This is a genomic window from Bradyrhizobium sp. UFLA05-153, assembly GCF_054185185.1.
The window spans coordinates 21,847-35,423 of the sequence record NZ_JBBIAM010000100.1; the positions used below are offsets into that span (position 1 = coordinate 21,847).

Here is a 13,577-nt window from a genome sequence, read left to right on the forward strand (position 1 = left end):
AACATGGTCGCGGCATCATGATTCTCGTGTGCGGCGAAGCGCTCATCGATCTGTTTATGAAGGCGCGCGACGAAGCGGAAATGTCGGCCCGCGCTGTTGCCGGAGGCTCTCCTTTCAATGTCGCGATCGGCCTCGCCCGGCTTGGCGTTGAAACGGCCTTTCTCGGTGGTATCTCGCGCGATCAGTTCGGCGCGTTCCTCGCGGACGGGCTCGCACGCGAAGGAGTGGACGATCGCTTTCTCGTGCGCACCGATCGGCTGTCCACGATTTCGGTCGTGGCGACAACCGATGAAGGTCAGCCGAACTACGCGTTCCATGGCGAGGGCGCGGCGGATCGTTCGCTTCGGCTTGCCGATCTTCCCGCAACGCTGCCGGACGATATTCAGGCGTTGACCTTCGGCTCCTATTCCATGGCGGTTGAACCGGTGGGCTCCACATTTGCCGCGCTTGCCCAACGCGAGCACCGGCGTCGCGTCATCAGCGTCGATCCGAATCTACGTCCGACCGTCGTCGGCGATCTGGAAAGCTGGGCCGCCGCTGCGGAACGCTTCTACCGGACGGCCACGATGATCAAGGCAAGTGACGAGGACATCCGCATTGCATGGGGTGGCCGTGTCTCGATCGCCGATGCCGCCGCCTACTGGCTCAACTGCGGGGCGGGCCTGGTGGTGGTGACCGAGGGCGCGAAGGGAGCAACCGCCTTTTCCGCAAGAGGTAGCGTTTCGGTGCCGGGGTGCCCGGTCGTCGTGCGCGACACTGTGGGCGCTGGCGATACTTTCCACGCGGCACTGCTCGCGCAACTCGCAAAGACCGGAAGGCTACATCCCGAGGCGATCGAGACGCTCGAGCCGTCGACGATTTGCGACCTGCTCGCTTATGCGACGACGGCCGCCGCCATCACCGTCTCCCGCAGTGGCGCCGATCTGCCGACTGCGGCCGACGTCACAGCAAGTCTGAGTCCACGTCTGAGAGGCTGACGAATGCAAGATGGCAGCATCGGATCGGTTCGAATTGAGGCAGGGGCGCGCATGAAAAGCCGCGCGATCCCGGTGGCTCCCTTTGTCCTGACCGTCTTCGGAGCGACGGGCGATCTTGCGCGCCGCAAGCTCTTGCCGGCGCTGTTTCGTCGCGATTTTGCGGGCCAGCTCCCCGATGCGGCGACCATTTTCGGCGTTGCCCGCGGCCCAATGCCCCGGGATGAATTCCTTGCAATGGTGCGCTCTGCGATCCTGGAACATGTGCCGGAATCGAAAACGACCGGACCCGAACTCGATCGCTTCCTGGCGCGCCTCGACTACGTGGCCGCCGACGCAGAAGGCGAGAACGGGTGGACCGATCTTGCGGCCGCTTTGTCGAAGTACGCCGAACGCATCCAGGTCCATTATCTAGCGACTGCACCGCATCTGTTCGGACCGATCTGCGAGAGACTGGGTCGTTACGGTCTTGCAAAAGGCGATTCTCGCATCGTGATCGAGAAGCCGATCGGCAAGGATGTTGAGTCCGCGGTCCGGCTCAATCAAACCGTCGGCAAGATTTTCCCGGAGGAGCGCGTCTACCGGATCGACCACTATCTCGGCAAGGAGACGGTACAGAATCTTATGGCGCTGCGCTTTGCCAACGCGCTGTTCGAGCCGCTGTGGAATGCCGCCCACATCGACCATGTGCAGATCACGGTCGCCGAATCCATTGGCGTGGAGGAACGCGGCGCTTACTACGACGAGTCGGGCGCCCTGCGCGATATGGTGCAGAACCATCTGTTGCAGCTGTTGTGTCTCGTCGCGATGGAACCGCCATATTCGCTCGAAGCCGCCGCCGTTCGCGATGAGAAGCTCAAGGTTCTCAAGTCGCTTGAGCGTATCGACGATACAAACGCAGCGGTCCTGACGGTGCCGGGTCAATACCGAGCCGGCGCATGCAACGGCATAGCGGTTCCAGGCTACACCGACGAGATCGCCAATCGCCAGAGTACGACCGAGACTTTCGTGGCGCTCAAGGTGGCGGTTGCGAATTGGCGCTGGACCGGCGTTCCCTTCTACCTGCGCACCGGAAAGCGGCTGCAACAACGCAGCTCCGAGATTGTCGTGACTTTCCGGAAGGTCCCTCATTCGATCTTCAATTCGGAGTCGGGAAAAGCTTTGCAGACCCGACTCGTGATCCGCCTGCAGCCGGACGAGGGAATCAAGCTGTGGCTCATGATCAAGGAGCCCGGGCCGGGGGGCATGCGGTTGCAATATACCCCCCTCGACATGAGCTTTGCGGAAGCATTCGACGTCTCGGTGCCGGACGCCTACGAACGGTTGTTGATGGACGTGGTCCGCGGGAACGCCACATTGTTCATGCGCCGGGACGAGGTCGAAGCAGCATGGTGCTGGATCGATCCGATCCGTCAGGCGTGGAGCCAGATGAATGAGCCCCCCCGCCCCTATGTCGCCGGCAGCTGGGGCCCCTCCGCCGCCGTCGCCTTGATCGAACGCGATGGCCGAACATGGGCGGAGGACGGCCCATGATCCCTGATCCGTTCAGAGATCGAACTCTTTCGCTCCCGTTGCCGTCAGCGCCTGCCGGACATCGGCAGCGGGTCCCGTCCGCTCGAGCGGCGTAGCCGCGCCGATGGCGCAGAGCCAGGCATTGCAGACGGACAATTCGCAAACAGGAGGCTTGTATGAAGATCGATGCAAGGGTCAATGCACGGGTCGCCGAGGTGACGGATCGCATTGCTCGCCGCAGCCACGACAGCCGCGCACGTTATCTCGACCGCATCGCGGCAGCGGCCACCACACCGGTACGGCGGCGATTGGGATGCGCCAATCAGGCCCACGCCTTTGCGGCTTGCGGGGCGCACGACAAGAAGCTGATGCAGGATGGCCGCGTTCCCAGTCTCGGAATTGTCACGGCTTACAACGACATGCTGTCGGCTCATCAGCCCTACGAGCGTTTCCCTGATTTGATCCGCCAGAGCGCGCGCGCAGCAGGTGGCGTTGCCCAGGTCGCCGGCGGCGTTCCGGCGATGTGCGACGGCATCACGCAAGGCGAATCGGGGATGGAGCTCTCGCTGTTTTCGCGGGACGTCATCGCCTTGTCCACTGCAGTCGCGCTGTCGCATCAAACCTTCGATGCCGCGGTGTTTCTCGGCATTTGCGACAAGATCGTGCCGGGTCTTGTCATCGGCGCGCTCTCGTTCGGGCATTTGCCCGCGGTATTCATTCCATCCGGTCCGATGACCTCGGGCCTGGGCAACGACGCCAAGTCAAAAATCCGGCAGGCCTACGCGGAAGGAAAGCTCGGTCGCGAAGCTCTCCTGGAGGCCGAAGCGCAGGCCTATCACGGCGCCGGGACCTGCACCTTCTACGGTACGGCGAATACCAACCAGATGCTGATGGAAATCATGGGCCTGCAGTTGCCGGGCGCATCCTTCGTGAACCCGAACACGCCCTTGCGCGATGCGCTGACTCGCGCGGCCACCAAACGGGCATTGAACATCACCTCGCTCGGCAATCAATATACCCCGATCGGCCGCATGCTCGACGAGCGCGCTTTCGTCAACGGCATCGTCGGACTGCACGCGACCGGCGGCTCGACCAACCTGACGCTGCATCTGGTTGCCATGGCTGCCGCAGCTGGACTCATGCTCACCTGGGACGATTTCGCCGACCTCGCGCAGGTGATCCCGCTGATCGCGCGCATCTATCCCAACGGCTCGGCAGATGTGAATCATTTTCATGCTGCCGGTGGGATGAGCATGTTGATACGGGAATTGCTGGCGGCGGGGCTTCTGCACCGCGACGTCCTGACCGTCTGCGGCGATGGACTCGACGCCTACCTGCAGGAGCCGGCGCTCGATGCCGACGGAGCATTAACGTGGCACGACGGACCGGTCGCAAGTGGCGATCCTGCCGTGCTTCGAGGAATTGCCGATCCGTTCCACGCAACAGGCGGTCTTAGGGTTCTCAACGGCAATCTCGGACGCGCCGTCATCAAGACATCTGCAGTCGCGACCGAGCGCCATATCATCGAAGCTCCTGCACGCGTCTTCCATTCCCAGGACGATCTGCAAAAGGCGTTCGCTGCGGGTGAGTTCGCAGGCGATTTGGTTGCGGTGGTGCGATTCCAGGGCCCCAAGGCCAACGGCATGCCGGAGCTGCACAAGCTGATGCCGCCGCTTGGCTCACTTCAAGATCGTGGCCTGAAGGTCGCGCTTGTCACGGATGGGCGGCTCTCAGGCGCCTCCGGCAAGGTTCCTGCAGCCATTCACGTCACTCCTGAAGCCGCCGACGGCGGTGCGATTGCTCGGATTCGCGACGGCGACGTCATTCGACTCGACGCCGCCGCCGGCCGGCTTGAGGTGCTTGTCGAGCCGAGCGAATGGGCCACGCGAGCCCACGCGCAAGCCGATCTCTCCGCAGCGCATGTGGGGGTCGGTCGTGAGCTCTTCGGCTTCTTCCGCGAGCGGGTCAGTTGCGCCGATACCGGCGCAAGCGTTTTTGCCGGTTGAAGGCGGCAAAAGCCATGACCATCAACGATCGATTGATTTCATGGCGGACCGTGAACGACGATGACGGGCAATTCTCCTACGCTATTGCCCTATCCTGATCTCCGTCCTGCCAAAGCGATGATCCTCATCGGACGAACACCTGGGCGAAATACGACACTCCGAGGAAGAAGAGCGCGCCGACGGTGATCAATGCGGTAGCCAAATTTCTGTAGAATTTCGTTTGGGGCTTTGCGCTTGGTTTCGTGCCGATGACCCCGTAAGCCAGAATGGCGAGACCCGCAGCACCGAGCAGAAGGCAAATCGAACCCGCAATTGCCCATACTCCGCGGAAATGGACAGATCCCCAACGTTTGACCGGATCCCGCCAATGGTAAGGCATGATCAGGTCATCGGCGATGACGTCGCGAGGCTAACCTCCCGCCGCGCACTCCATATGAGGTCCGTCGTTGCGGGCCGCCAGCATCAAGAATGCCAAAATCTGAAGCCGCATGGAATATTTTGATTTTGGCATTTTGTCCCCCCCGGGACTTTTCAACCGTCTAATCATTCTCTCCGATATACCTCAGCAGAAATCCGGCGGGCGTTTTTGTGAAGGTGTAAATCATCTCTCCGCACAAGATGTGGTAGTTGTCGTTGTTCTCCTGGTCGCGATCATAGACAGCCGCGCCGCGCTGGATGCATGCGCGGACCTTCGTGGAGAAATAGGCTCTGTAAATCTTTGTCTGGAATTGCGCGGCATTGGTGACGGCAGCGTCTCCGTCGAACGGTAGTTTCGCCATGCCCGCGACCGCTACGGCATCGTTAGCCTTCAGCGCCGCTCGGAACCTGGCAATGAACTCGGTGAACTCTGCCTGCACGGCGGGCGGAGCTTTTTTCGAAGTCTGCGCAAAGGCCGGAGCGCCTTGCGAAAGGACGATTGCAAGTACGATTGTCGAGAAAGCCTTCATTGCCTGCTATTCCGCCTCCGCTCCAAAATCTATTTCGGTGTCATCGCGCTTTCGAGCGCCTGATTTTCGACGTACCAGTTTCTGCCCCGAGCCCTGACCACGCTCGCGCCGCCGCCGGCGTCGTCTTCGACGAGGGTGCGCAACACCCCGCCGACCATCGCGCTGCTCGCGAGCAGCCGCGCCCGATCGGACACAAGCTGATGGGAAGCAGACTCAGCCGAGCCGAATTGACGTGAAAGCAAAGGCCACCCCCGCAGGACGCTTCAAAAGATCACCAGAGATCGCGCCGGGCGAACGCTGGCTGCCAGATTCACCGTCGTCCTGCGCGCCACAAAGCAACCCTTGGTGCTACGGCCGAAGCAGCCGCTGCGCGCAAATGACCCAAGGAAGGACGCGCGTCTTGGACTCCTCGATACACGATATCTGCCTGGGCGGTACTCGCGGCACTTGGGCGGCCGCTGTGGCGCCTGGGCAACAATCGGGCAGGGTCCGCCCGACATGCGACGACGCCACAACGCTGGCGTCCCGGCATCAAGGCCATGCGCCGGTGCGCAGCCGGCGTTCCGCAATTTGCCGCCGACCACATCGCCGACCTCGTCGCGAACGCCGCTGCTCTGGAGCAGGTCCAGTCCGACCGACGAATCCCGACCCTCGGCCCGCTTCTGCGCACCCTGCACCTGCAACTTCGGTGGCCTTTGCGGCTGGCGGAGAGGGAGTCAGTCAACCCCCATTGAAAGACAAAGCATTTTCGACCTTCCTCGACCGAACCCCACCATTTGGGCTACGGCGGCCGCAAGATGCGATTTCGCCCTGGCCACAACCTGTTCCTCCAACGGCCCATCATCGACGAAAACGCCATCAAGCGACTCACACGTTCGAGTCGTGTCGGGCGCGCCATTTCCCCACCATTCAGAATAGAGCTGCGAACCCGATTTGCAGCGCAAACGCCGGTCCTGGGCGATCGCGTCGTCGAGCCGTACCAAATCGGTTCCAGGAAATCGGCGAAGTTCGAGACTGTTGTAGAAATGTCTGTGCCATGGGCAAGATGGCGGAGATGACCCATGCTTCGGCCGTGCTCGGTCTCGGGAGATGTCCATGAGCAGCAGCTATGCATTTGAGAGCTTGAACAAGCTGCAGATTGGTCACATCCGTCATTTCGACAATCTCTCCCTTCAGCTGCCCAATCAGTGGAAACTGATGAAAGGCAAGGGGTACGGGCAGGAGGATTTCGGCGGCTTTCGCTTTCAGCTCGCCTATATGGCCTACGCCCTGGCGCTGACCCATAGGCATCGTCTGCCCGCGGCGCCCGGTGTGTTCAAGCCGGTCTTCGAGCGGCTGATCGAAAAGATGCTCTTACCGGAAGTCTGGATGTACTGGCGCGACGTGAGCCGTGGTGGAAGCATCTTCAACGCTCACCTCTCGGCGAACTATCGCGAGGAATGGAATCCGGTCGGTCGAGATAACATCATGTACAGCGCCTACGTTCAATCGATGGCGCTGCTATATTGCTATCTCTTTAACGATGCTCGCTACGCGCGCCCCGCTGCGCTCACTTTTCGCTTCTGGTCTTATTTTTGGGGAGGCAAGGAAAAGTGCTTCGAGTATGACCAGAATTCCCTCAACGATCACATCTACTGGCAGATGGTGGAATCTGGCTATCTCGGTGTCGCCTGCGAGCCGAACTGCGTATTTCAGATATGCAATCAGCCCGCGATTCTTGGCTTCCGGATGCATGATCTTATCAACGGCGGATCGATTGCCGAGGAGGTGACGCGAGGCTATGAGCAGGCCTGGAGGGATTTTGGCCGCATCGGTGACAACGGCCATTATCACATCATGCTGGCCCAGGACACCAAGGCGGTGCGCCAGAATGTTGGTAAGTCGCCGTGGGTCGACGCGTGGACCGGTGCATTGCTCAACATGTGGAATCGCGAATTTGTCCACGAACATTATCCGAGGCAGATTCGCGACTTTCTGAAGCCCGGCGTCGATGGCGCGCTTTCAATCAATGTGCCGGTACGACCAGAAGTCATGGGTCAGCGTATCGTCACCGATGATTGCGATTTCGGTTGGATTGCTGCGTGGGCCTCGGAAATGGGAGATGCCGAAACGCTGCGGGGGCTACTGGCGCACGCCGATCGTTATATGGCTCCGGCCTGGCTTGATGGCGGATTGTACTATCCGCGCAACGACATGGTCGAAAATTCCGAAGGCGTCCGGACGTTGGTCGAACCGATGTCTGGAAACGTGCTCTTGGGCTACGCTCGGCTCAATATTCCCGATGGGCTCTGGCACTTGTACAACGAGCCTTGGAAATCGGCTCACTTTGAAGAGCCGGCCATCGTTGCTGTCGGATCAGATGTCGATGTCAGCCGTGCGATATTTGATTCAGAGAACAACCGGTTGAACTTCGCGGTCGAGCGGCGGGGTGACGTTTCGGGCGATGGTGTGGTGCGGATCGCAAGGGCTTTGGCCCGCGGTCCATGGTCGCTGGCTTGTGACGGAGAGGTATTCGCACGGGGCTCGGCAACCAACGTGCAGATCGCGGGATCTGTTCAAGTGAAAATCGACGGTGAAGACGTGGTGCTCCATTGCCCCGAGCGTTTTGCACATTCATGCGTGATGGCGTTTGAACCTGGCGAGCAGGATTCCAAGTGAGCGGCACTGGGAGCTTGTCGCCGGCGTCGATCGGTGGGCCGTTTCGTCTGATGGATCACCATGGCCAGGATGTCTCGGACGAGACCTATCGTGGTTTCCACGTGCTGATTTTCTTCGGTTTCACCCACTGCCGGGTGGTGTGCCCGCGTGCGCTCACGAAGCTGACGGCAGCGCTGGATTCACTCGGTCCACTCGCCGACCGGATACGACCGATTTACATTACCGTCGATCCGGAACGTGACACAGCAGCCGTGATGCGCTCGTTTCTGCGATCATATCCGCGATTTACCGGGCTGACGGGGTCGCGGGAGCAGATCGATCACGTCAAGGGAGCGTTTCGAGTCTTCGCGCAAAGAAGGGATGACCAAGCTAGCAAGGGTGACTACGCGATCCCGCACACCGCGATAACCTATCTCATCGATCCCCAGGGCAGATTTGCAGCTCACTTTAGCGACGCTCTCTCCGCAGAGGAAATAGCAGGCCGTTTGAGGTCGCTGCTCGAATCCGACAGGGCGCCTTGCGAACGCGCGCCGACGAGATAGACCCGACGGAGTTCCCGGCTAATGAAACCGCTCTGCGAGAAATGCCGCGAGGGCTGCTTCGGTCTGCTCCGGCTGCTCGATGTGCGGGAGGTGCCCGGCGTGGTCGATTTCAACCAGCTTGGCATCGGGGATATCCTTGGCGGCCTGGCGGCCAAGTTCCGGCCAATTGCCGAGCGGCTTGATCGCTTCCGGCGGAGCATAGCGGCGGAAGAATACGCTGCGGTCGTTCTGCCCAATCGTGAGCAGGACCGGCATCTTCAAGAGGCGGTATTCATGACGAATCGGCTCGTTGAAGATCATGTCGTAGGTCAGCGCCGATGCCCGCGCCCAGCGCGGATACTCGGCGCTCAACAGCACGCGCGAGAAGATGTCGACATATTGCTGTGCCGTTGTCGGCCAGCCGACGAAGAAGGCCGCCATGAAGGCACGATAGCTTTCCGGCGTCTGTGACATCTCGGTCTTCACCAGCGCTTCGATCGGCTGTGGCGGGATGGCGCTGCGGTAGTCTTCGAGGCCGATCGGATTCTCCAGGGCCAGCACCGCCGTCGCTTCCGGATAGTTGCGGGCAAAATAAACCGCGAGCATGCCGCCGAAGGAATGGCATCGCGGCGCGGCTCACCCCGAGGCTGTCGAGCACCATCTTGGTGTTGTGCGCGAGAAGATCGAAGCGATAGCGGATGTCGGGCTTCGCCGATTTGCCGAAGCCGATCTGATCCGGCACGACCACACGGTATCCTTGGGCGGTCAGGGTCGCGATCATGTGCGCCCAGTAGTTGCCTGAAAAGCTCTTGCCGTGAAGGAGCACGACGGTCTTGCCGTTGGCGGCAGCGGCGGGCGGCACGTCCATGTACGCCATGCGCAGTTGCTGGCCTTCGATGGTGAGGTCGAAGAACTTCACGGGATGGGGATATTCGATGTCCTCGAGGCCGATGCCGATCGGCTGCACCGGCTTTCGCGGCGCGGGCGATCGGGAATCCGGCGTCTGCGCCCGCGCACTGTCGGCCAGCGCAATGGCACTGCCTGCGAGTGCGACGGCGGTCAGCAATGAAGCAAGATGTGTCGCAAGACGACGGGACATGACGGCTCTCTCTTGTTGTTCGGCCGAGCGAACGTATGTGCTTGTGGATTGCGATCTCGATCTATCCCGCGGGCCGAAGCATGTGGGCATGCGGAATGCTCGCGACGGCCAACCGCTCGCGTCCGTGCGCTGCGGTGAAGTCAAGGACAGGACCGAGCGGAACGATCCCGGTTGGATTGATCGAACGGTGGCTTTCGTAATAGTGCCGCCGGATATGCTCGAAATTCGCCGTCTCGGCGACGCCTGGCCACTGGTATATATCGCGCGTAAAAGCTGACAAATTCGGATAGTCGACCAATCGCCGGATGTTGCACTTGAAGTGCCCGACATAGACCGCGTCGAACCGGATCAGTGTCGTGAACAGGCGGATATCGGCCTCGGTCAGATTGTCTCCGAGCAGGAAGCGCCGATCGGCAAGGTGCTGCTCGAGCCAGTCCAGCGTGTCGAACAGCGGCAAGATGGCTTCTTCGTGGGCTTCCTGGGTCGTGGCGAAGCCTGCCTTGTAGACGCCGTTGTTGACGGTGTCGTAGACGCGCGCGTTGATCGCGTCGATCTGTTCGCGCAGTGCGGCCGGATAATAGTCGCCGGGCCGGGCACCGCTTCCGTCGAACGCCGAGTTCAGCATCCGGATGATCTCGGACGATTCATTGTTGACGATGCTGCCGGTGTGCTTGTCCCACAGCACGGGAACGGTGACGCGACCTGTGTAGCAGGGATCGGCCGCCGTATAGATCTGATGCAGGAACTGCGCGCGGTAGACCGTGTCTGGGACCACGCCCGGACCGTCGGCAAAGGTCCAGCCGTGCTCGAGCATCAGCCAATGTACTGCGGATACCGAGATCGTGTCCTCGAGTCCCTTCAGCGCGCGCATGATCAGTGTGCGGTGTGCCCAGGGACAGGCGAGGCTGACGTAGAGATGATACCGGCCGGCTTTGGCCTTGAAGCCACCGATACCGGTCGGGCCGGCGCTGCCGTCGGCCGTGATCCAGTTACGGAAGGAACTGTCCTTGCGAATGAAGCGGCCACGGCTTGGCTTCGTCGCATACCAGGCGTCGCGCCATTCACCGTCGACCAGTAATCCCATGTCAGCCTCCCCGAACGATGTTTGTCGACCGCCTCAGGTGCGGGTGATCGAAAGACCGCCGTCGACCAGCAAGGCCGTCCCAGTGACGAAACTGGAATCTTCGGACGCCAGGTAAAGCACCGAGCGCGCGACTTCTTCCGGCCGTCCGACCCGCTTCAGGGCGTGCAGATTGGTGATGAAGGCCGCCTTGTCAGGAGTATCGTTCATCTCGCGATACATCTCGGTCTCGATCGCGCCGGGCAGGACCGCATTGACCCTGACGTTCTGCGGACCGAACTCGGCGGCGAGCGTCTGCGTCAAGCCGATCAGACCTGACTTGCTTGCGGCATAGGCGGCGACGCCGGGGAATGAAGAGCTGTAGCCGACGAATGTCGAGGTGAAGATCACCGACCCGCCGCCATGCTTGACCATCTCGGCGATCTGGTGCTTGGCGCCAAGGAATGAGCCGGTGAGGTTGATCGCGACGGCATCGTTCCAGCCGGCCTCGGAGACTTCTGTCGAGGCGCCGCCTTCGCCGAGCGTGCCCGCGTTGTTGAAGGCGATATCCAGTCTGCCGAATGTCTTCACGGCCAATGCGACGAGGGCTCTGGCATAACCTTCCGATCGCACATCTCCCGCGAGTGCGACAGCCGTCCCGCCACTGGCCTTGATCTCGGCGACGAGGCTCGCCAGCTCGCTTTCGCGCCGCGCTCCAACCACCACCTTCGCGCCTTCGGCAGCGAATAGCTTGGCCGTGACCCGGCCGATGCCCGAGCTCGCGCCGGTCACGATTGCAACCTTGTTTGAAAGACGTCCCGTGCCTTGTGCCATTTCCATTCTCCCGTTCGGCCGCGCCAACCGCGGCGTGATGGGAAGTTTCCTAGACCCACACAGAACTGGAAGGAAGGTACATAAACTGGTTATATGATTCAGTTTTCATGAATGATCTGGGCTGCCCATGGACCGTCTGCGCGCTTTTGAGGTGTTCGCCACGGTGGTTGGCCAAGGCTCTTTCACCCGCGCCGCGGACAAGCTCGAGACCTCGCCGGCCAATGTGACCCGCTACGTCAATGAGTTGGAGGAGATGCTCGGCGCGCGCTTGCTCAACCGGACTTCGAGGCGCCTTTCGCTGACCGAAACCGGCAAGACGCTGTATGACCGCGCACTCTCGATCCTGGAGGAGGTGGCGGAGGCCGAGGCGATCGCGTCCTCCGCCGCAATGCAGCCCCGCGGACGTCTGCGGATCAACGCGCCGCTGAGCTTCGGCATCCTTCACCTTGCGCCGTTATGGCCGCGTTTCATGGCGCGCTATCCGGACATTGAGCTCGACATCAGTCTGGTCGATCGGCTCGTCGACCTTGTCGACGAGGGCTTCGATCTGGCGGTCCGCATCTCGCGCGGTGGATCGCCGAGCTTGATCAGCCGCAAGCTCGCGGCCATTCATCACTTCATCTGCGCATCACCGGATTACATCGCGCGACATGGAGCGCCGCAGACTCCGGAGGATATCAGGAGCCATGCTTGCATTGCGTACGCCTATTCCGCCTCGGCCGACGAATGGCGGTTGCTGGACGGAGACGGCAAGCTTCACACGGTGCCGGTGTCCAACATCTTCCACACCAACAATGGCGAAACGGCTTGTGCGGCGGCGCTGGCCGGATTCGGATTGATCCTGCAGCCGACCTTTCTGATCGGGGAGCATCTGCGGCAAGGCCGGTTGGTCCGGCTGCTGCCGGACTATCACACGAGCGAGATCGATGTGCTGGCCGTTTATCCGAGCCGCCGCCACGTCAGCGCAAAGGTGCGTGTGATGGTGGACTTCCTTGTTGAGGCATTCCGGGGCAAGCCGCCGTGGGATTGACAGCGATCGCGGGCCGCTGCCCGCAGGTCAATTGCGCTCTGTCCGGTCCATGGACACAGGCCTACGCAGAGCTGATACCAACCTCAACGAGCGGCGAGGCCGACTGAAACCGGACATAGTGACGGCCGGTGGCACCGAAATTCGTGATGTAAAATCAGATCGCGATGTCAATCACATACGAGTTCGCATTTTTGTTCCGAATGGCGCGCAATCGCCGTATTGGGCCGCCGATCACCTCATGGGGAACTTGCTGCCGGTCGCTTCTGCGCATTGGGACTTGGGCAAGATCTGGGCAACTCGTCATGGCTTTATGGAGTTGATATCTCCGACTTTGAAAAAGGCCGAGGCGCGATTCCTGGCTATCCTCTCGTGATTCGTGGAGGTAGCGCGATGAGCCGAGTCGGACCCAAATCTTCGCCGACCGATGACCATGCGAGACGGATCGCGCGCGCGATCGCAAAGGGTCGGCCACCACCGTTCGGCCCCGAACTCGTTCGATACTGCGAAAGCTCTCCAGGCGAAATATTTTCCGCTTTCGCAGGCCTTGCCCTGCACATGCCTCCGGCCGGCAACGATGAGGTGCTTGCCATCGGATATCTGTTTCTCCTGCAGCGGCTGGTCGAGCATCTACGTTACCGTACCGATCGGGGCTATGCGGCGCCGCCAAGCTGATCGCGGATTTTCAGGCCGATGTCGTCAAGCAGGTCAAGGCAGGGCAAATCGACGGACGCATGCTCGCCTTCGTCGGAGGCGCATTGCATCAGTCGAAAATTCCAGCGTCACCAGACTTGGCCGCAGCGTCTGCGCAGCACGCCCAGAATGAGCACGAACCGCTTCAGACCGACGTCCGCGCCGCTCTCTCCGGTATCCTCAAAGCTTGCGAGGGCGATCCGTTCATGATCGTCGGCTCGCTGCTCGAAACCGCCCATGCCATGC

The 13,577-nt window shown here is 61.1% G+C and carries 14 protein-coding genes and 1 pseudogene; 9 read left to right on the plus strand and 6 right to left on the minus strand.

All coding sequences use genetic code 11. The features are described 5' to 3' along the window. The first annotated feature begins 17 nt into the window (after nucleotides 1–17). The 3 genes from Q2941_RS38380 (at nucleotide 18) to edd (ending at nucleotide 4,492) form a co-directional block, all read left to right on the plus strand. Entirely contained in the window at nucleotides 18–977 is a 960-nt protein-coding gene (locus tag Q2941_RS38380; RefSeq protein WP_458195731.1) for a carbohydrate kinase family protein, read from the plus strand. Nucleotides 978–1,028: 51 nt separating this feature from the next. Then, on the plus strand, nucleotides 1,029–2,507 hold the full coding sequence (gene zwf, locus Q2941_RS38385; protein ID WP_458195732.1) for a glucose-6-phosphate dehydrogenase: 1,479 nt from the start codon (nucleotides 1,029–1,031) through the stop codon (nucleotides 2,505–2,507). Between the two features lie 155 nt (nucleotides 2,508–2,662). After that, nucleotides 2,663–4,492 (plus strand): phosphogluconate dehydratase, encoded by a 1,830-nt coding sequence (gene edd, locus Q2941_RS38390; protein ID WP_458195733.1) that lies wholly within the window; start codon nucleotides 2,663–2,665, stop codon nucleotides 4,490–4,492. 539 nt (nucleotides 4,493–5,031) lie between these two features. Here the strand turns inward: edd and Q2941_RS38395 are convergent. Then, a complete protein-coding gene (locus tag Q2941_RS38395; protein WP_458195734.1) occupies nucleotides 5,032–5,439 on the minus strand; it encodes a hypothetical protein in 408 nt (135 codons plus the stop codon). 29 nt (nucleotides 5,440–5,468) lie between these two features. Continuing rightward, nucleotides 5,469–5,597 carry a hypothetical protein gene (locus Q2941_RS38400; protein ID WP_256375278.1) on the minus strand — a complete coding sequence of 43 codons (129 nt, stop codon included), beginning with the start codon at nucleotides 5,595–5,597 and terminating at the stop codon, nucleotides 5,469–5,471. Nucleotides 5,598–6,534: 937 nt separating this feature from the next. On the opposite strand from Q2941_RS38400, the gene Q2941_RS38405 reads away from it, so the two are divergent. After that, a complete protein-coding gene (locus tag Q2941_RS38405) occupies nucleotides 6,535–8,097 on the plus strand; it encodes a linalool dehydratase/isomerase domain-containing protein (RefSeq protein WP_458195735.1) in 1,563 nt (520 codons plus the stop codon). Next, nucleotides 8,094–8,639, plus strand: a complete 546-nt coding sequence (locus Q2941_RS38410) for an SCO family protein (RefSeq protein WP_458195736.1) — start codon at nucleotides 8,094–8,096, stop codon at nucleotides 8,637–8,639. The genes Q2941_RS38405 and Q2941_RS38410 overlap by 4 nt, the downstream gene beginning before the upstream one ends. An 18-nt stretch (nucleotides 8,640–8,657) precedes the next feature. Here Q2941_RS38410 and Q2941_RS38415 read toward each other — a convergent pair whose 3' ends face one another. Continuing rightward, nucleotides 8,658–9,224: an alpha/beta fold hydrolase gene (locus tag Q2941_RS38415; protein ID WP_458195737.1), complete on the minus strand. Its 567-nt coding sequence runs from the start codon at nucleotides 9,222–9,224 to the stop codon at nucleotides 8,658–8,660. A gap of 82 nt (nucleotides 9,225–9,306) precedes the next feature. Further along, nucleotides 9,307–9,495: pseudogene (locus Q2941_RS38420) on the minus strand (alpha/beta fold hydrolase); the annotation flags it as partial. On the opposite strand from Q2941_RS38420, the gene Q2941_RS38425 reads away from it, so the two are divergent. Next, a complete protein-coding gene (locus tag Q2941_RS38425; RefSeq protein WP_458195743.1) occupies nucleotides 9,433–9,687 on the plus strand; it encodes a hypothetical protein in 255 nt (84 codons plus the stop codon). The pseudogene Q2941_RS38420 and the gene Q2941_RS38425 sit on opposite strands and share 63 nt — an antisense overlap. 91 nt (nucleotides 9,688–9,778) lie before the next feature. Here Q2941_RS38425 and Q2941_RS38430 read toward each other — a convergent pair whose 3' ends face one another. Both Q2941_RS38430 and Q2941_RS38435 read right to left on the minus strand, forming a co-directional pair. Further along, nucleotides 9,779–10,801: a glutathione S-transferase family protein gene (locus Q2941_RS38430; protein ID WP_458195738.1), complete on the minus strand. Its 1,023-nt coding sequence runs from the start codon at nucleotides 10,799–10,801 to the stop codon at nucleotides 9,779–9,781. A 33-nt stretch (nucleotides 10,802–10,834) separates the two neighbouring features. Continuing rightward, nucleotides 10,835–11,611 carry an SDR family oxidoreductase gene (locus Q2941_RS38435; protein WP_371932994.1) on the minus strand — a complete coding sequence of 259 codons (777 nt, stop codon included), beginning with the start codon at nucleotides 11,609–11,611 and terminating at the stop codon, nucleotides 10,835–10,837. Between the two features lie 127 nt (nucleotides 11,612–11,738). Between Q2941_RS38435 and Q2941_RS38440 the strand changes: the two genes are divergently transcribed. The 3 genes from Q2941_RS38440 (at nucleotide 11,739) to Q2941_RS38450 (ending at nucleotide 13,313) form a co-directional block, all read left to right on the plus strand. Continuing rightward, nucleotides 11,739–12,641, plus strand: a complete 903-nt coding sequence (locus Q2941_RS38440; RefSeq protein ID WP_254109450.1) for a LysR family transcriptional regulator — start codon at nucleotides 11,739–11,741, stop codon at nucleotides 12,639–12,641. Nucleotides 12,642–12,759: 118 nt separating this feature from the next. Next, nucleotides 12,760–13,014, plus strand: coding sequence for a hypothetical protein (locus Q2941_RS38445; RefSeq protein WP_458195739.1), 255 nt, complete (start codon nucleotides 12,760–12,762; stop codon nucleotides 13,012–13,014). A 17-nt stretch (nucleotides 13,015–13,031) separates the two neighbouring features. Beyond that, nucleotides 13,032–13,313 (plus strand): hypothetical protein, encoded by a 282-nt coding sequence (locus tag Q2941_RS38450; RefSeq protein ID WP_458195740.1) that lies wholly within the window; start codon nucleotides 13,032–13,034, stop codon nucleotides 13,311–13,313. The last annotated feature ends 264 nt before the right edge of the window (nucleotides 13,314–13,577 follow it).